Genomic DNA, 16,734 nt, shown 5'->3' with positions numbered 1-16,734 from the left:
GAAGAGATTTCAAACCCGATACGCAGCCCCTACCGCTCCCAGGGGGTATTGACGGGCAGCACGATGTCCGCATAGTGGGCGCTGGGGTTGAGGAACAGATCGCAATGCGCATAAAACGGCAGCTTGCTCAGGGCCTCGACCCCCAGCGCGGTGTCGCTTTGAGAAACCAGAATATTGGTGCCGAAGGCCAGCATCCCTTCGATGGCATAGGGTTTGCCGGTCAGGATCGCTTCATACAGATCGCGGCCGGCGATCCAGCCCTGCGCCGGCGGACCCAGCGGGCGCTCGGCGTAATCCAGCGCTTTTTCCCGCTGACGCGGGTCGATGAGATCGAGGCCGTTGACCGGCCGGTAAGGCGGTTTGACGAAAATGCGATTACCGCCTTCGGCGTCGAAACTGCCGGTCAGGGCATACAGGCAGGCGATGGCTCTGTCGGTTTGGGTGGCGTTGGTCTGCTGCGCGACGCCGGACCAGGCGTGGTAGGCGACTCGGTGGGCGCTGGCGAGCAGATCGGCCGCGCGGTGCAGATCGTGCGTCGATACCCAGGTCAGCGCGGCGGTGCGCGCTGGCTTATAGGCGGCACAGGCCCGGGCATAGAGCGTAAACGCCGATCGGCACGTGAGTGCCGCAGTGTCGGTGGCGACATGAAAATGGCCACGCAGCGCCGCCGTCGTCTCGTCCCATTCGCCCTCTACCGCCTCCAGCCGCGGCAAGACGCGCACCGCATTGGCGTGACGGTCCCAGTAGGTTAAGGCGTCCGCCGGTTGCAGGCCAACGTCGCCCGCGCGTAAAAATTGGCCGTTGTCGTCACGGACCAGGGCAGGGGCGTTGGACCAGCGACGGATAAACTGCGCGTCGAATTCGCCGTCCGCCAGCAACAGATTGGCCAGCCCCATGGCCAGCGCAGCATCGGTACCGGACCGGATGCGCAGCCACATGTCGGCCTGTTGCGCCAGGGCGGTTTCCCGCGGGTCGATGACCAGCAGCCGGGCGCCGTTGCGGCGACCTTCGCCGATGGCATGGGCCTGCGCCAGCCAGGTATTGGCGGGATTGTGGCCCCACAGCATGATAAGATCGCTGTGGGGGTAATCCGCCGTCGGCATGCCGCAGCCGAAGGTGAACGTATGGGCGACGTCTTTATGCCAGTTGCAGATTTCCGTGGCGTAACAGGTGTTGGGGCTGCCGTAGCTGCGAATCAATCGCTCAATCCAATCGATACTGTCGCTGAGGGGGGTGCCGCTGGGGGTGGTGACGCCAAAGGCGAAAGCGTGCGCGCCCGAGCGCGCTTTTATCGCCGCCATTTGGCCGGCCAGTTCCGCTAATGCTTCATCCCAGCTTATCCGCTGCCAGCCCGGATCGGCCGCGCCTTTGGGCCGCGTGCGGCGCAGGGGATAGCGCAGCCGCTCACTGCTGTCCACCAGCTCCGGCGCCGCTTTGCCTTTCAGGCACATCGCCTGCCCGGTGGGATGGCTGGTGTCCGCGCTGACGGCTATCAGGCGGTCGTCTTCAATATGATTAAGCGTACCGCAGCGCGATCGGCAGAGCGTGCAGTACCCTTTAACGACCTTGCCCGTCATGATGCGCCTTCCCCGTGATGTCGCCATAGACCTCTTGCGAAGCTAAGGAAAGCGCGTCATTATTTCTAATACAAAAAAGTGAATTAGGAATATCGAAAAAATCGATGAGGCCCACCGTTCGGCAATTGCAGCATTTCATCGCCCTGGCCCATTGCGGTCAGGTATCGAAAGCGGCGTTACTCTGTCACATATCCCAATCTTCCATGACGGCCTCGCTGCAACGGCTCGAACAGATGCTGGGGTCGGCACTGTTCTGGCGCGGGCCCGCCGGCATCGCGCTCACGCCGGCGGGGCAGCGTTTTCTTCACCATGCCCAAAGCATTCTCGCCGATCTCGACCAGGCAATGGACGAGATAAGCCAAACGTCCCCCGCGCTGCAAGGGCCGGTGCGCATCGGGCTGACCGAGACAGTTAGCGCTTATTTAATGGCGTCATTGATTGCCAAAATTCAGCAGAATTTTCCCCTGCTTGATGTCCATTACGGCGAGCACGATCGCCAGACGCTGGAGGCGATGCTGAAAACGGGCCAGCTGGATTTGGCGCTGATGCTGACCGCCAACATCTCCCCATCGGAACACCTGGCCTATGACGTGCTGACGCGCTCGCCGCGTATGCTGTGGGCACAGCCGGAACATCCGCTCATCCTGGCCGGGCGCGTAACGCTGGCGGATGTCGCGGCACACGACTATATCCTGCTGGATATGGACGAACATATCACGGTGCTGGATCGCTACTGGTCGTCGCGCGGGCTGCGGCCGCGCATCACCTTTCAAGGCCGGTCCATCGAGGCGGTGCGCAGCCTGGTCGCCGCGGGCGAGGGCGTCAGTATTCTTTCCAATATTGTTTACCGCGCCTGGTCGCTGGAGGGACAGCGCATCGCCCGTCGGCCCGTCAGCGACAGCGTGCCGACGATGGATATCGGCGTCGCCTGGTGCGGCCGACGCCAGACCGGGCAGGCCTACCGGGCGCTGATTGATTTCATCCGCACCCTTATCCCCGCGGCATAGGGAATATTGATGCCGACGGCATAAAAAGCGTCTGACACGACGTCAGAGGGGATTCGGAGCCGACAAACTAAGAGGCGCCGCGCCCGGCGGCGGTGGAGGATGCCGAGTTTGCCCCAGCCCCGGGATGGGAAAACGTCGACCAGCCCGAACCCCCTTTATCGTAGAGGGAGGTCGGACTGGTCGCGCGAGCGCGGCATGGCAAGTTTCAGCTTACTCCACCGGCGCCAGCGCCGTTTGGGCCACGTAAGGCTGCAGCAGACTATTGGCTTTTTCCTGCACCGCCTTGGCGGCGGCTTCTGGCGTCACGTTTTTGTCGTTCACTACCGCCGCCAGCTGATCCTCCATCGCTTTGCGTACTCCCACCGTTTCATAGGTGGAATACCAGGGATGGGCATACTTCAGCGGCGCCAGCGCGATGGCCGCGCGCGGATCGTGCGCCAGATAGGCCTTCATCACCGGCAAGTCATAGGCCGCTTTCCGGGGCGAGAAATAGCCGGTGAAACGGCTCCAGGCGCCGTTCACCTCCGGGCTGACTAGGTAGCTCAGGAATCGATAAGCCGCTTTTTTCTGTCCATCGGAAATGCCCTTGAAACTGACCAGACGGGCGCCGCCAATCGGCACGGCGCGCTGCTGTTTCGCCGGCAACATGGCGACACCCAGCTCGAAGTCTTTGGTATTTTCCCGCATAAAGCCCAGCGCGCCGGTACTCAGCATCGCCATGCCCAGCTTGCCGGAGAAAAAGGCCGCGCTTATCTGTTTGGAGTTCAGCACCCCTGACGGCATCACATTGTCGCGGTAAATCAAATTCTGCCAAAAGCTCAGCGCGCCCACAGTGGTCGGGGTATTGTAATACACCTCTCCCGGGTAGCTTTGGTTGAAGTAATCACCGCCGTTGGCGTGCACCAGCGCCGAAAAAATCCAGCCGCCGTAATCGTCGTTGGTGGAAGGCAGCATAATGCCCCACTGACCTTTGCTCTTATCGGTCAGTTTTTTCGCATCTTCCAGCAGCTCCCGCCAGTCTTGCGGCGGTTGACGGATACCGGCCTGCTCGAACAGCGTCTTGTTGTAATACAGGATAGGCGTCGAGTTATGGAAAGGAATAGCATAGGTTACCCCCATCACCTGGGCGTTTTGCTGCATGGCGGGCCAAAATTCACGGGTCAGGAAGGTCGAGGCCTTATCGCTGCCGAAGCGGAACAGCTCGTCCATCGGCAGGATCTCATCCTTAAGCGCCAGGTCGGTGGTGAAATTGGCCGACATGATCACTAGCGCCGGCGGCTGTCCCGCTTTTTGCGCGGATTCCGCTTTGATTTTGGTCGTGTCGTAGTTGCCGGTAAAAATGCCCCGAACCGCCACCTCGTCCTGGGTGTCGTTAAATTTTTTGATAACGCGGGTCATCTCCATCGTCAGCTTACCGTCAACCGGGGCCGGAAACATGAAGTCGATGTTCTCCTTCGCCCGCGCGCTGACGCAAAGCGTGAGCGAGACGATAAAGGTGAGCGCCGGTAAGCGCTGTGTCAGAGGCAAATGCATGGGGGGTTTCCTGGTATAAAGCGCGCTGTGTTTGCGCATCAAAAAGATGGATATCAATGGGGGAAAAACCGATGGATAAACTGTCGCCCACCCGGGGGGCGTCGCCGCGATTTTTACGGCAATAGCGCAGCGCGCCGATAGGCGTGCTGATGTGAAGCAGATAGTCCGCCCCCATCAGTTCTCGCTGCGTCACGGTGGCCGGCAGGCAGAGCAATTGCCGGGTGCCCTGTAGGTCATCGGTGATGTGTTCCGGGCGGATCCCGACAATAACGCTGTCCCGCTGTTGCGCCGGCGCGGGCAGCAAGTACGCCTGCGCGCCCAGCGCTATCGCGCCCCGCTCGCAAGGTAGGGTCAGGATATTCATGCCCGGCGAGCCGATGAACCCCGCGACAAAAACATTGGCCGGCCGGTCGTAGACGTATTCCGGCGGGCCGATTTGCTGAACCCGGCCCTGGTCAAGGACCACGATGCGATCCGCCATCGACATGGCTTCGATTTGATCATGGGTGACGTAAACGGTAGCGGTGCACAGTTGCCGGTGCAGCGCCATGATACTGTCGCGGACGTCGCCGCGCAGTCTGGCGTCCAGATTGGATAGCGGTTCGTCCATCAGAAACAGCCGCGGATCGCGCACGATGGCGCGCGCCATGGCCACCCGCTGGCGCTGACCGCCGGAGAGTTTGGCGGGCTTTCTTTCCAGCAGCTCGTCGAGCTCCAGCATGCGCGCCACCTGCGCCACGCGGGCCGACCAGCCGGCTTTCGGCTCGCGTCGGACCCGCATGCCGAAGGTGATATTGTCTTTGACCGACAAATGCGGGAACAGGGCGTAATTCTGGAAAATCATGGCGAAGTTGCGCTGTCGCGGGGAGGCGGCAGTAATGTTGACCTCATCGAGCCAGATTTCGCCGTGGCTTGGGTGCTCCAGCCCGGCCAGCAGGCGTAAAAGCGTGCTTTTACCGCAGCCGGAGGGGCCGACCAGCACCAAAAATTCCCCAGCGGCGATCTCAAGCGTAACGCCGTCGAGCGCCGTTTTCTCCTCGAAGCGTTTGGTGACATTATGCAGGCGTAACATGACTACTCCCCCTCATCCAGCGGGCAACTGATGGCCTCGTCATACAACCACGGGCCGGCGGTCTGCGTCAGCGGGTGCAAATAGCTTATCCATTGCAGCTGTTCCTGGCGGTGCATCAGACAGGCCGGCGGCGACAGGGTGTAGTAGGGGCGGGGGTCGTCGTGAAAATAGGGCACCTGATGTACGACGGCGGGCACGGTGGCAATGGTCGCCTGGCGGTATTGGGTCATAATCAGACAGTGGTTATGGCCGCAGAAGATGCGCATAAGCGACGGAAACCGCGCTACCAGCGCCAGCAGCAGATGGCCGTTTTCACAGGCGATGGGGTCCATCTGCGCCGATCCTAACGGCAAAGGGGGATGATGCATAAAAAGGGCGGTGGGTTTATTGCCGCCGGCCGCCAGTCACGCCAGCGTCTCGTCGGTCAAAAACCCTTTTGAGCTGCCGGCAAGGCTGGAATCGATAAACAGCAGGCGAGTGGGGTAGTCGTCGATGGCATAGCGCATATTCTGCGGGTCGGTGCCGAGCTGCGGGCACAAGGGGTGCAAATACTCCAGGAAGTGGGCTTTATCGTCATGATTGCCGGGGATGAGGAATAGCGGGTAGCGCAACGTGCCCAGGATCTCCCGCGCCCTGCGATATTCCTGCGGGCGGTCGCAATTGACGATATCGCCGCTGACGATAACGGCATCCGGCCGTTCGCGCAGCGCGTTAAGCTGGGAGACCACCTCGGCATTGGCGGCGTTAACATCGATAAATCCGTACAGTTTTTGCCCGGGGCGGCGAAAGTGGGTGTCGGATATCTGCGCCAGAAACATGAGCACTCCTTATTTAATGCCTGAAAAACCAAAGCTTTTCAGAAACTGTTTTTGAAATACGATAAAGGCCAGCATCAGCGGTAGGCAGACCATCAGCGTGCCCGCGCTTATCATGCCCCACTGGCCCCCCGACTCGGCGCCCATGGCGAAGGACACCAAACCGACCGTCAGAACCTGTTTATCCGGGTCGTTGAGCATCATCAGCGGCCAGAGGTATTCGTTACAGTGATAGGTAATACTGACGGTGGCGAACGCCAGGACGGTGGACCAGGACATCGGCAGCAGCACGTTGAACAGCACCTGCCACCAGCGACAGCCCTCCATTAAGGCCGCGTCTTCCATTTCTTTGGGAATCGACATAAATGCCTGATGCATCAAAAAGACGCCGAAGGCGGAGGTGAAATAGGGCATCATGACGCCCAATAGCGTATTCAACAGGCCGAAGGTGTTCAGGGTGAGCATATTCGGCACCATCATCATGACCGGCATGATCATCAACTGCACCAGAAACAGGACAAACAGCGTCCGTTGACCGCGAAACTCGTGACAGGCGAACACGTAGCCGGCGGTGGTGATGGTCAATAGCTGTACCAGGAAGGTGCCGCCGGCAAACAGCAGGGTGTTGCCGTACAGGCTGAGCCAGTCCGCGCTCTGCCAGGCGTCGCGAAAATTGTCCAGCGTTAACGGCCAGCGCGGCAGCAGCGACGCCATGCCCTCGCCGAAGGTGCTGGCGCTGAAGGCGGAGGAGAGCATCCACAGGAAGGGGCTTACCCACAGCAAGGCCAGACAGACCAGCAGCAGGGTAAGCGTCGCCGGTAACGAGCGGAGTAAGCGCCACCATGCCGGGAGGGAAAGGCGCTTGGGCGCCGTCGGGTGGGAGGCCAGATCAACGTTCATAATGCGCCCCTTTTTCCAGCAGATTCAGATTGAACAGCGAAAAAGCGAACAGCCCCAGCAGCGTGATAAAAGTCGCGGCGGAAGCTTTACCAAGATCGTGGGTATCCCAGGCGAGATTCTGGATGTAGTACAACAGTACGGTGGTGGCGTTATCCGGCCCGCCGCGGGTCATTACCGCGACGTGGTCGATTTGCGTGATGGCGTAGATCAACTCGGTGGTAACGACAAAGCTTAGCGTGGGCCGCAGCAACGGCAGCGTGACGCCGAAAAACACCTGGGTGGGGGAGGCGCCTTCCATGATTGCGGCCTCCCGGGTCGAAGCGGGAATGCCCTGTAGCCCGGCGAGGAAAAATAGCATGTAGTAACCGGCGAACTTCCACACGCCGATAAGCGATAGCGCCAGCAGCGCGCTGTTGCTGCGCCCGAGGTAGTTGGTATTGAGCGGGCCGAAGAACATCGATAGCGCATGATCGAGCGGGCCCAGACCGGGCATGAAAATAAACAGCCACAGGGCGGTGGCGCTGACCATGGGGACAATCATCGGAAAAAAGAACGCCGTGCGCAGCCAGCGATTGACGCGGTGGTTTTCCCACAGCGCCACCGCCAGCAGCAGCGCCAATACTACCCCCGGCACCACCGTCAGCAGGATATAGACAATATTATTGCCCAGCGCCCGCCAAAATACGCTGTCTTGCAGCAGGCGGATAAAATTATCCATGCCCACGAACGGCGGGTCATTCACCGCCATGCGGCTGTCAAACAGGCTGTCATAGACCGAACGGACCAGCGGGAAGTAGGTAAACAACAGCAAAAATACGAGTGAGGGCGACAGGATTAACCAGGGGAGGCAGTGTTGCTGGTTCCGGTCACATCCGATCACTGATTCCGATTTCACCCGATCACTAATTCTGATTTCATCCGATCACTGATTCCGGTCGCCCGATCAGCGATTCCGATTCTGTCCGATCGCTCATCTTCTGTTCCGCCATACTCTGGAGACTTTTAGATTCCGGGGGCATGGCATGGCACGTAAAAAGAAGAAAGCGAGAACGGAAATGTACATCTATATTAATGTCTTACGTATGAAATTCGAGCAGCGTCGCTCGAATCGCACTATCGCAGCAGCGCTCGGCATAGGCTGTACTACCGTGCACGATATCCTCGGCCGATTCACGATAGCTAACCTGGTCTGGCCATTGCCGGTGGAACTGTCCCCCGTCGACCTCGACCGCCTGCTCTATCCCGGCAAATCCGGAAAAGTTATCAATACCTTACCCAGCTGGCTTGATATCGATACCGAGTTAAGCCGCAAGGGCATGACCAAGCAGCTGCTCTGGATGGAATATCAGTCCGCCGTAGGCGGTGATGCCCTCGGTTACTCACAGTTTTGTGCACTGTTCCGTGACTGGAAAAAGAAGCAGCGGCGTTCCATGCGCATGGAGCACAAGGCTGGCGAAAAGCTCTTCATCGACTTCTGTGGCCCCACCGTACCTATCGTCAACCCTGCGACCGGTAGCGTACGCCAGGTCGCTATCTTCGTCGCTGCCATGGGCGTGTCAGGCTATGCGTATATCGAAGCCTGCGAAGGCCAGGACATGGCATCGTGGCTCAACGCCAATAGCCGCTGCCTGCACTTCATGGGTGGGGTTCCGGAGCTGATGATACCTGATAATCTGCGCAGCGCTGTCAGCACCCCTGACCGCTATGAGCCGGTCATAAACCAGAGCTACCAGGCGCTGGCAAATCACTATGAGACAGTGGTGCTACCGGCGCGCCCGAGAAAACTGAAAGACAAGGCGAAGGCAGAATCAACTGTGCAGCTGGTAGAACGCTGGGTTTTGGCCCGGTTGCGTAAACGTAGGTTCTACTCGCTGGCCGAACTCAACCAGGTGATACGAGAACTTAATCATGAGTTGAATTTGCGCCCGATGCGTCATTACGGCGGACAAAGTCGCCTTGAACGCTTCGAGCAGCTGGACAAACCGGCTCTTGGGCCTCTACCGCCCACACAATGGGAATACAGTGAGTATCTCGTTGCCCGAGTGGGACCTGATTACCACATAGACTACGGCAAAAACTGGTACTCGGTGCCGCATCCGCTGGTTGGCGAGCGCGTTGACGTCATCGCCACCCAACGGCTGGTGCAAATCCACCATAAGGGCGTCTGCGTGGCTACGCACCCTCGCAGCGATAACGCCTATAGGCACACGACTCAGGCGGCGCACATGCCGGCTAACCATAAGGGGCAGAGTCAGTGGACGCCGGAAAGGCTGTGCAGTTGGGCGCTGTCGGTGGGTGTGTGCACACTGAAAGTGGTCGAGTCCATCCAAAAGAGCAAAGCCCATCCGGAGCAGGCTTACCGCTCCGTGCTGGGGCTACTCAATCTGCAACGGCGCTATGAGACGACGCGACTGGAGAAGGCCTACGCGCTGGCGTTGGAGAAAGGGTGCATTAACCGCTCTTTCATAGCCAACGTATTGAAACACGGTCGTGAAAGTGAGGTCACCCAGGACGGAGCCGGCGTATCAATGCTGGTTCACGAAAACCTCCGAGGTCCGGACAGTTATCACTAAGGAGAATAAATATGGATACACTGTTAATGGCTCTGCGAGAGCTGAAGTTGTCGGCAATGGTCCAGGCGTTGGAGACGCAACGCGAACTCCCGGGGAGTTATGGGGAGCTGGGGTTCGAGGAGCGGTTGTCGCTGATGGTAGAAGCGGAAAATTTACATAGAAAAAACAAGCGCATATGCCGTCTTCGACGGCAATCGCAAATGCGCTTGCAGGCAAAACCGGAAGATATCCGCTATATCCCTAGCCGAGGAGTGACACCGGAACAGATGCGAGATCTGCTAGGGGGACAATATCTGAAATATCAGAAAAGCATACTCATCACGGGGCCGACAGGTACGGGCAAAACCTGGCTCAGTTGTGCGCTTAGTGAGCAGGCATGCCGGCAGCAATATAGCGTGCGTTACTGGCGAGTGGGTCGGTTGCTGGCCCATCTTCACCAGTGTCAGGTAGACGGGACCTATCTAAAACAGCTTAAGCAGTTAGAAAAAATAGAGTTACTGATCTTGGACGATGTGGGCCTAGAATCAATAAGTCCGATGCAGGCAACGATGCTGTTGGAGGTGATGGAAGATCGCTACGACAAAAGCAGCAGCATCCTGATCAGTCAACTGCCGGTGAAAAAATGGTATGGACTGATAGAAAACCCCACGACAGCTGACGCGTTACTCGATCGGTCAGTACACCCCAGCTATAGACTGGAACTTAAAGGCGAATCACTACGCAAAGAGCAAGGAGTAGCCAGCACAGGAAAAATAGACTAAACCCGAGTCAGAAGATGAGCGAACACGTGATCGAATATCACTGGAATGGGTGATCGGAAAATATCGGAATAACTGATCGGATGTCGCCGGAACAGCTGATCGGATACGTCGGAATCTGCAATACTCGCGTGATCCCCGACATCCTCAGCCAGGCGCTGGCGCACGCGGGCAGAATTGATATTCTGGTCAACAACGCAGGCATCATTTTGCGCCAAGATGCCATTGATTTTACAGAGCAAGAGTGGGACGCGGTGATGGATCTGAACAGTGGCTTTGTTGAATAAATCGAACTTTTAGGTGACTGGCGGCTCTGATCACTACATTCGTTGAGCCTGTTTAGAAAGTTGTGTATTTGCCTGATTTTGATATGTTCAATCCAACATCAAAAACAGGTTAATTTATGGACGAAAAACAGTTGCAGGCTCTGGCTAACGAACTGGCCAAAAATCTCAAAACCCCTGAAGATCTCAGTCACTTCGATCGGCTGCTGAAAAAAATTAGCGTCGAAGCAGCTCTCAATGCCGAAATGACCCATCACCTCGGCTACGATAAAAATCAGCCTAAACCGGGGACCAACGCCCGCAACGGCTATTCCACAAAAACCGTTACCACTGGCGATGGCCCGCTGGCGCTGCGTACTCCGCGCGATCGTGACGGTTCCTTTGAACCGCAACTGGTGAAGAAGAACCAGACCCGGATTACCGGGATGGATAACCAGATTTTATCGTTGTACGCCAAAGGGATGACCACCCGCGAGATCGCCGCCGCGTTCAAAGAGCTGTATGACGCCGATGTCTCGCCGGCGCTGGTCTCAAAGGTCACCGATGCGGTCATGGAGCAGGTTGTCGAATGGCAAAACCGGCCTCTGTATGCAGTCTATCCCATTGTTTATCTTGACTGTATCGTTCTAAAAGTCCGGCAGGACAGCCGCATCATCAACAAATCTGTGTTCCTGGCGCTGGGCATCAACATCGAAGGCCAGAAAGAGTTGCTAGGTATGTGGCTGGCCGAAAATGAAGGCGCAAAGTTCTGGCTGAACGTGCTGACAGAGCTGAAAAACCGCGGCCTGAACGATATCCTTATCGCCTGAGTAGACGGGCTGAAAGGTTTCCCTGACGCTATTAACGCGGTGTATCCGGAGGCGCGGCTCCAGCTGTGTATCGTACATATGGTGCGCAACAGCCTGCGGTTCGTCTCCTGGAAGGACTACAAGGCCGTCACCCGCGACCTGAAAGCTATCTATCAGGCCCCTACGGAAGAAGCCGGCTTGCAGGCGCTGGAAGCGTTCTCCAGTGCCTGGGACATCCGCTACCCGCAAATAAGTTGAAGCTGGCAGGCAAACTGGGCCAATCTGGCCACGTTCTTTGCCTACCCAACGGACATCCGCAAGGTGATCTACACGACCAACGCCATCGAGTCGTTAAACAGCGTGATCCGGCATGCCATCAAAAAGCGCAAGGTGTTCCCGACCGACGACGCAGTGAAAAAGGTGGTGTGGCTGGCGATACAGGCGGCCTCACAGAAATGGACAATGCCTTTGAGGGACTGGCGCATGGCAATGAGCCGCTTTATTATCGAGTTCGGTGACCGCCTGGACGGTCACTTCTGAGAAAAGGCATTTACACAGAATCGTGTACAGGGTCCATTCGTTTCAACATCAGGTCCCCATGGCAAAGCAAAAGTTTAAAATCACCAACTGGCCCGCATACAACAATGCGCTCAGGCAGCGGGGGGACCTGACAGTATGGCTTGATGAGTCAGCCATTGCTGCATGGACTGAGAGTACACCACCTGAACATCGTGGCCGGCCGCTTCACTACACCGATATGGCCATTACCACGGTTCTGATGATAAAGCGCGTGTTTAACCTTTCGCTCCGAGCGTTACAGGGTTTCGTTGACGCGATTTTTAAACTGATGGGGCTGTCGCTGCGCTGCCCAGATTACTCTCTGGTCAGCCGGCGAGCAAAAACCGTCGACATCAGCATAAAAACGCCAACCCGCGGCGAAATCTCACACCTGGTCATCGATGGCACCGGCCTGAAAATCTTCGGCGAAGGCGAATGGAAAGTCAGGCAGCATGGGGCTGAGAGGCGCAGAGTATGGCGCAAGCTTCATCTGGCAGTAGATAGCGCGACACATGAAATTATCTGTGCCGATTTATCGCTAAGCGGTACGACAGATGCGCAGGCGCTGCCCGGGCTGATTAACCAAACCCACCGGAAAATCAGGGAAGCGTCGGCTGACAGTGCTTACGATACGCGTTACTGTCATGATGCTCTGCTGAGGAAAAAAATAAAGCCGCTTATCCCACCGCGAAGTGGTGCGCAATATTGGCCAGCTCGATACCATGAGCGTAACCATGCGGTGGCAAATCAGCATCTGAGCGGCAATAACGATACCTGGAAAAAGAAAGTAGGTTATCACCGGCGTTCACTGGCTGAAACGGCCATGTTCCGGTTTAAAACACTTCTGGGTGGTCATCTGAGTCTGCATGACTATGACGCGCAGGTAGGTGAGGCTATGGCAATGGTCAAAGCGCTTAACCGGAGCACGCTGTTAGGAATGCCAAACAGCGTCCGCATCATGTAACAATCGCCCTGATAGGGAGGAAGGACCCTGTACACGATTCTGTGTAAATGCCTTTTCTCAGAAGTGACCGTCCAGGCGGTCACCGAACTCGATAATAAAGCGGCTCATTGCCATGCGCCAGTCCCTCAAAGGCATTGTCCATTTCTGTGAGGCCGCCTGTATCGCCAGCCACACCACCTTTTTCACTGCGTCGTCGGTCGGGAACACCTTGCGCTTTTTGATGGCATGCCGGATCACGCTGTTTAACGACTCGATGGCGTTGGTCGTGTAGATCACCTTGCGGATGTCCGTTGGGTAGGCAAAGAACGTGGCCAGATTGGCCCAGTTTGCCTGCCAGCTTCGACTTATTTGCGGGTAGCGGATGTCCCAGGCACTGGAGAACGCTTCCAGCGCCTGCAAGCCGGCTTCTTCCGTAGGGGCCTGATAGATAGCTTTCAGGTCGCGGGTGACGGCCTTGTAGTCCTTCCAGGAGACGAACCGCAGGCTGTTGCGCACCATATGTACGATACACATCTGGAGCCGCGCCTCCGGATACACCGCGTTAATAGCGTCAGGGAAACCTTTCAGCCCGTCTACGCAGGCGATAAGGATATCGTTCAGGCCGCGGTTTTTCAGCTCTGTCAGCACGTTCAGCCAGAACTTTGCGCCTTCATTTTCGGCCAGCCACATACCTAGCAACTCTTTCTGGCCTTCGATGTTGATGCCCAGCGCCAGGAACACAGATTTGTTGATGATGCGGCTGTCCTGCCGGACTTTTAGAACGATACAGTCAAGATAAACAATGGGATAGACTGCATCCAGAGGCCGGTTTTGCCATTCGACAACCTGCTCCATGACCGCATCGGTGACCTTTGAGACCAGCGCCGGCGAGACATCGGCGTCATACAGCTCTTTGAACGCGGCGGCGATCTCGCGGGTGGTCATCCCTTTGGCGTACAACGATAAAATCTGGTTATCCATCCCGGTAATCCGGGTCTGGTTCTTCTTCACCAGTTGCGGTTCAAAGGAACCGTCACGATCGCGCGGAGTACGCAGCGCCAGCGGGCCATCGCCAGTGGTAACGGTTTTTGTGGAATAGCCGTTGCGGGCGTTGGTCCCCGGTTTAGGCTGATTTTTATCGTAGCCGAGGTGATGGGTCATTTCGGCATTGAGAGCTGCTTCGACGCTGATTTTTTTCAGCAGCCGATCGAAGTGACTGAGATCTTCAGGGGTTTTGAGATTTTTGGCCAGTTCGTTAGCCAGAGCCTGCAACTGTTTTTCGTCCATAAATTAACCTGTTTTTGATGTTGGATTGAACATATCAAAATCAGGCAAATACACAAATTTCTAAACAGGCTCGGAGGAAGTCGTCACACATTTCGGATTTATTCAACAAAGCGCATTCCTGATTGATTCGCAGTGTTTGCGGGAAGTCAGCCAGTTTACTTGATGAGCTCATTTCTCCTCCGTGCTTCATATATATTGATGGTGATATCCCATAGCAACGCGTCGTGTAATCGTAGAGATTCGGCGATTAGCGCCTGAATTAATTTATTGGCATAGCTCATAGAGGATTGCCTTCCTGCCGGAGAATATCGATAAGTTTCTTGCATCCATTCCTCAGCCATTTTATGATTTTATCCAATAGGGTTTCTTCCGGGTGATAGCTCCCCATGAGGGCAGCATTACCCGCGAATGCGTAATTCATGGGGTGCTCCTGTTATTATATTGTTATTTGTGTATTGTATGTTGCGTGACTCATGGTTTTCCAACTCTGACCGTTATCTTTCGATAACATACGCCAGCAAAGGGAAAACCGTATTGATAAATAGCCTGTTCGTCGGATACGTCTCGCGTGGATAAGCCCTTCACGGTACAGGCGTTCAAACCGCTTCGCCCGCTCTCTTACCTCGATGGGTATTTTAGGTTTCATGCTCCTTCTCCAGTTTACTGAGAATCTTCTGTAATGTTTCGGCCTGTACAAATTGCACAGCAATACATTCAAACGTCAGCCTGACGCCGCGCAGTGTCAGTAATGCCAATATACCGTCGGTGACTTGCATATAGGGCGCGGCTGTACCGCTGAACGATGCAAGGGCCAGCACCAGACAAGCAATGCATGAAATAATGAACAGCGTGTTGATAATCTTCAGTGTCCAGAATGTTTTAAACATGAGCATGCTCCATTATTGCGTCGATAAGCTCCTGGGTATCTACGGTAAATCGTTCCAGGGTTTTACAACCTCCAACTTTAGCCCCGGCCACTCTGCATCCGACATCGTCATCAGAAACGAGCAGAGAAAAACCACCTTCCTGATTGTGACTTATTTCTATGTGAACTTTCTTACCACGGAAATTATTCATCAATACTTACCTCCTGCGTGCATGGACGCTGCTGCAATGGTTCCTGCTGGCGGGCATCCTGAGTTTAATGTTTAAAGATGTTATTCCGAAACTGCGGAGCGGCTGACGTACATCCTCGTCAACTTGTTCCCTTCCTGGTGTACAGATGCTTCCAGTGCAAAACTGAACCAGAGGTTAATCATCGGCCTCTTCAAACTCGCCGTTTGCATTAAGCACATACCAGGTATCCGGTTTCACGCCGTTATCACCCACCCTGCTGGCGCGGATGTGGATAATGTTGCCCTCACTATTGCGATAGCACAGTACAATTGCGCCGCCCTCAGCGGCTTTGGCCTTACCCTGCGCGCCGAGAGACGCGGCAACCGATCCGAAGCCGCTAACGCCTGCGGCTGACTGGTCGCCCGCATTGGTGGTGACGGACTGGTAGCCGGTGTTGGTGGCAACTGACCAGTCGCCAGTGTTGGTAGCGGCTGACCCGCGGCCTTCAATGATCGTCTGTTCTGCGGACTTATCAATTTTACTCGCTATGCACTCGACGGCGCGGCCAACCATTTGGTGGAGGGACAGCTCCTTCTTTAATGGTAATTGTGCTACTGGTGAGTTTGCCGCCTCCCGCTTCATGGGCGATATCGCCGGATACCTCAACCTCGGCAAAACGATGGTTTGCTGACTCGTAGTAGCAGAAGACATCGAGCGGATATTCGCAGGCATGGAAACCTGAACTACAGATTTCTACCGCGCCCTCGTGCTGGTAGGTTTTCTCGATCTCGAACTGATAATCACGGCAAGTCATATCGGCGTTAAAGCCTTTGTAGGCGGTGATTTTGGTCATGGTGTTTATCCTTATGCAGCCTGAAGATATTTGTCGTGGGTGAATTCGCCGTTCCAGTCTTTCTTCATCGGAAGCTCGCCTTTCAGATAGTGGCGATAAAGCCATTTAGCACCGTCTTGTAACAGAATGACTTCATATAATTGCATGTCGCCTTTATATGATTTGATGGTATATGGTGATTCAGTGAAATATTTATCACGTGCGTGAGCTTTCACGCGCCATATATAGGACTTGTTCGTGTCTTTTTGCGCGTCGTAGAGAAAATTACGTTCGGCCAAAAACAAGCTGACACGGTTGATATTCACGCCGTTGAGTTGCTTGCAGAACTTGACCGGCGTCATTCCTGTTTGAAATAAGTTTTGTAAGCAATGAATCTCTTCTTCTTGCTTCTTGTTGACCAATGCCAGATGTTGTTTTTCCTCTGCAAGTTTGGCAGCGAGGCGCAGTGCATCGGGGTATGTTTGCGGAATAGCTGGCTTCTTGGCTTGTTCTTCCAGTTCACGCCAGCGCTTGGCAACTTTATGGCGAAGCTCAATGCTGTACCCCATGACGAGTGTCATCGTTAAGTCCTGGTCAAGCAAAAACTCCTGATAGACGCGTCCTTTGCTGTCTTTGTAATCAGCCGAAAAGTCGGCCGATTGAATATTGAGCGCCTCGAACATTTTGCGGCAGTCTTCCAGCACGTGTTTATGGGCTTTGTTGAATAAATCGAACTTTTAGGTGACTGGCG

The 16,734-nt window shown here is 55.8% G+C and carries 16 protein-coding genes and 4 pseudogenes; 6 read left to right on the top strand and 14 right to left on the bottom strand.

Annotated elements, in window-relative coordinates; translation table 11 throughout:
* Nucleotides 1-29: 29 nt before the first annotated feature.
* Complete coding sequence (locus SOPEG_RS29285; protein ID WP_236851665.1) at nucleotides 30-1,577, bottom strand: molybdopterin-dependent oxidoreductase; 1,548 nt, start codon at nucleotides 1,575-1,577, stop codon at nucleotides 30-32.
* A 104-nt stretch (nucleotides 1,578-1,681) separates the two neighbouring features.
* Here SOPEG_RS29285 and SOPEG_RS07930 point away from each other — a divergent pair, with 104 nt between their 5' ends.
* The gene (locus tag SOPEG_RS07930; protein ID WP_025244940.1) at nucleotides 1,682-2,584 is read left to right on the top strand and encodes a LysR family transcriptional regulator; all 903 of its coding nucleotides are present in this window, start codon (nucleotides 1,682-1,684) and stop codon (nucleotides 2,582-2,584) included.
* Between the two features lie 210 nt (nucleotides 2,585-2,794).
* Here SOPEG_RS07930 and SOPEG_RS07925 read toward each other — a convergent pair whose 3' ends face one another.
* The 5 genes and pseudogenes from SOPEG_RS07925 to SOPEG_RS07905 all read right to left on the bottom strand — a co-directional run bounded on the left by SOPEG_RS07925 (nucleotide 2,795) and on the right by SOPEG_RS07905 (nucleotide 7,781).
* The gene (locus SOPEG_RS07925) at nucleotides 2,795-4,117 is read right to left on the bottom strand and encodes an ABC transporter substrate-binding protein (RefSeq protein WP_025244939.1); all 1,323 of its coding nucleotides are present in this window, start codon (nucleotides 4,115-4,117) and stop codon (nucleotides 2,795-2,797) included.
* A pseudogene (locus tag SOPEG_RS07920) lies at nucleotides 4,116-5,189 on the bottom strand (ABC transporter ATP-binding protein); the annotation flags it as partial. The pseudogene SOPEG_RS07920 and the gene SOPEG_RS07925, both read right to left, overlap by 2 nt.
* Before the next feature lie 2 nt (nucleotides 5,190-5,191).
* Nucleotides 5,192-6,007 (bottom strand): annotated as a pseudogene (locus tag SOPEG_RS07915) (phosphodiesterase).
* A gap of 9 nt (nucleotides 6,008-6,016) precedes the next feature.
* Nucleotides 6,017-6,904 (bottom strand): carbohydrate ABC transporter permease, encoded by an 888-nt coding sequence (locus SOPEG_RS07910; RefSeq protein WP_025244937.1) that lies wholly within the window; start codon nucleotides 6,902-6,904, stop codon nucleotides 6,017-6,019.
* Complete coding sequence (locus SOPEG_RS07905; RefSeq protein ID WP_038469787.1) at nucleotides 6,894-7,781, bottom strand: carbohydrate ABC transporter permease; 888 nt, start codon at nucleotides 7,779-7,781, stop codon at nucleotides 6,894-6,896. The genes SOPEG_RS07910 and SOPEG_RS07905 overlap by 11 nt, the downstream gene beginning before the upstream one ends.
* Nucleotides 7,782-7,926: 145 nt before the next feature.
* Between SOPEG_RS07905 and istA the strand changes: the two genes are divergently transcribed.
* From istA to SOPEG_RS07870, 5 genes and pseudogenes are all read left to right on the top strand, one after another.
* Nucleotides 7,927-9,477, top strand: coding sequence for an IS21 family transposase (istA, locus tag SOPEG_RS07900; protein ID WP_025244935.1), 1,551 nt, complete (start codon nucleotides 7,927-7,929; stop codon nucleotides 9,475-9,477).
* A gap of 11 nt (nucleotides 9,478-9,488) precedes the next feature.
* Nucleotides 9,489-10,238, top strand: coding sequence for an IS21-like element ISSoEn3 family helper ATPase IstB (gene istB, locus SOPEG_RS07895; protein ID WP_025244934.1), 750 nt, complete (start codon nucleotides 9,489-9,491; stop codon nucleotides 10,236-10,238).
* 119 nt (nucleotides 10,239-10,357) lie between these two features.
* Nucleotides 10,358-10,504, top strand: a pseudogene (locus SOPEG_RS07890) (SDR family NAD(P)-dependent oxidoreductase); the annotation flags it as partial.
* A 134-nt stretch (nucleotides 10,505-10,638) separates the two neighbouring features.
* A pseudogene (locus tag SOPEG_RS07885) lies at nucleotides 10,639-11,847 on the top strand (IS256-like element ISSoEn2 family transposase).
* A gap of 58 nt (nucleotides 11,848-11,905) precedes the next feature.
* Nucleotides 11,906-12,829, top strand: coding sequence for an IS5-like element ISSoEn1 family transposase (locus SOPEG_RS07870; RefSeq protein WP_025244930.1), 924 nt, complete (start codon nucleotides 11,906-11,908; stop codon nucleotides 12,827-12,829).
* Between the two features lie 57 nt (nucleotides 12,830-12,886).
* On the opposite strand, the gene SOPEG_RS07865 is transcribed toward SOPEG_RS07870, so the two are convergent.
* The 8 genes from SOPEG_RS07865 to SOPEG_RS29280 all read right to left on the bottom strand — a co-directional run bounded on the left by SOPEG_RS07865 (nucleotide 12,887) and on the right by SOPEG_RS29280 (nucleotide 16,687).
* Nucleotides 12,887-14,095: an IS256-like element ISSoEn2 family transposase gene (locus SOPEG_RS07865; protein ID WP_025244929.1), complete on the bottom strand. Its 1,209-nt coding sequence runs from the start codon at nucleotides 14,093-14,095 to the stop codon at nucleotides 12,887-12,889.
* Nucleotides 14,096-14,372: 277 nt separating this feature from the next.
* Nucleotides 14,373-14,516: a protease FtsH-inhibitory lysogeny factor CIII gene (locus tag SOPEG_RS27265; protein WP_148297021.1), complete on the bottom strand. Its 144-nt coding sequence runs from the start codon at nucleotides 14,514-14,516 to the stop codon at nucleotides 14,373-14,375.
* Nucleotides 14,517-14,531: 15 nt separating this feature from the next.
* Entirely contained in the window at nucleotides 14,532-14,741 is a 210-nt protein-coding gene (locus tag SOPEG_RS31155) for a ParE family toxin-like protein (protein WP_071882152.1), read from the bottom strand.
* The gene (locus SOPEG_RS07860; protein ID WP_038468439.1) at nucleotides 14,731-14,982 is read right to left on the bottom strand and encodes a hypothetical protein; all 252 of its coding nucleotides are present in this window, start codon (nucleotides 14,980-14,982) and stop codon (nucleotides 14,731-14,733) included. The genes SOPEG_RS31155 and SOPEG_RS07860 overlap by 11 nt, the downstream gene beginning before the upstream one ends.
* A complete protein-coding gene (locus SOPEG_RS24320; RefSeq protein WP_071882151.1) occupies nucleotides 14,975-15,172 on the bottom strand; it encodes a hypothetical protein in 198 nt (65 codons plus the stop codon). The genes SOPEG_RS07860 and SOPEG_RS24320 overlap by 8 nt, the downstream gene beginning before the upstream one ends.
* A gap of 174 nt (nucleotides 15,173-15,346) precedes the next feature.
* A complete protein-coding gene (locus SOPEG_RS30560) occupies nucleotides 15,347-15,724 on the bottom strand; it encodes a YdhT family protein (RefSeq protein WP_335334078.1) in 378 nt (125 codons plus the stop codon).
* The gene (locus SOPEG_RS30555; RefSeq protein WP_335334077.1) at nucleotides 15,690-16,004 is read right to left on the bottom strand and encodes a DUF7666 domain-containing protein; all 315 of its coding nucleotides are present in this window, start codon (nucleotides 16,002-16,004) and stop codon (nucleotides 15,690-15,692) included. The genes SOPEG_RS30560 and SOPEG_RS30555 overlap by 35 nt, the downstream gene beginning before the upstream one ends.
* Before the next feature lie 11 nt (nucleotides 16,005-16,015).
* A complete protein-coding gene (locus SOPEG_RS29280) occupies nucleotides 16,016-16,687 on the bottom strand; it encodes a Rha family transcriptional regulator (protein WP_025244926.1) in 672 nt (223 codons plus the stop codon).
* Between the last annotated feature and the right edge of the window lie 47 nt (nucleotides 16,688-16,734).

The sequence above is a fragment of the Candidatus Sodalis pierantonius str. SOPE genome, assembly GCF_000517405.1.
GTDB lineage: Bacteria > Pseudomonadota > Gammaproteobacteria > Enterobacterales > Enterobacteriaceae > Sodalis_C > Sodalis_C pierantonii.
The sequence above is the reverse complement of the archived record's forward strand: the minus strand, read 5'-3'. Positions and strand labels throughout refer to the sequence as shown.

Coding starts and splice junctions, on each gene's coding strand:
- istB (WP_025244934.1), top strand. CDS start 9,489: ATGGATACACTGTTAATGGCTCTGCGAGAGCTGAAGTTGTCGGCAATG.
- SOPEG_RS07910 (WP_025244937.1), bottom strand. CDS start 6,904: ATGAACGTTGATCTGGCCTCCCACCCGACGGCGCCCAAGCGCCTTTCC.
- SOPEG_RS29285 (WP_236851665.1), bottom strand. CDS start 1,577: ATGACGGGCAAGGTCGTTAAAGGGTACTGCACGCTCTGCCGATCGCGC.
- SOPEG_RS07870 (WP_025244930.1), top strand. CDS start 11,906: ATGGCAAAGCAAAAGTTTAAAATCACCAACTGGCCCGCATACAACAAT.
- SOPEG_RS30555 (WP_335334077.1), bottom strand. CDS start 16,004: ATGACCAAAATCACCGCCTACAAAGGCTTTAACGCCGATATGACTTGC.
- SOPEG_RS24320 (WP_071882151.1), bottom strand. CDS start 15,172: ATGAATAATTTCCGTGGTAAGAAAGTTCACATAGAAATAAGTCACAAT.
- istA (WP_025244935.1), top strand. CDS start 7,927: ATGGCACGTAAAAAGAAGAAAGCGAGAACGGAAATGTACATCTATATT.
- SOPEG_RS30560 (WP_335334078.1), bottom strand. CDS start 15,724: ATGGTTGGCCGCGCCGTCGAGTGCATAGCGAGTAAAATTGATAAGTCC.
- SOPEG_RS07860 (WP_038468439.1), bottom strand. CDS start 14,982: ATGTTTAAAACATTCTGGACACTGAAGATTATCAACACGCTGTTCATT.
- SOPEG_RS31155 (WP_071882152.1), bottom strand. CDS start 14,741: ATGAAACCTAAAATACCCATCGAGGTAAGAGAGCGGGCGAAGCGGTTT.
- SOPEG_RS27265 (WP_148297021.1), bottom strand. CDS start 14,516: ATGAATTACGCATTCGCGGGTAATGCTGCCCTCATGGGGAGCTATCAC.
- SOPEG_RS07925 (WP_025244939.1), bottom strand. CDS start 4,117: ATGCATTTGCCTCTGACACAGCGCTTACCGGCGCTCACCTTTATCGTC.
- SOPEG_RS07865 (WP_025244929.1), bottom strand. CDS start 14,095: ATGGACGAAAAACAGTTGCAGGCTCTGGCTAACGAACTGGCCAAAAAT.
- SOPEG_RS07930 (WP_025244940.1), top strand. CDS start 1,682: ATGAGGCCCACCGTTCGGCAATTGCAGCATTTCATCGCCCTGGCCCAT.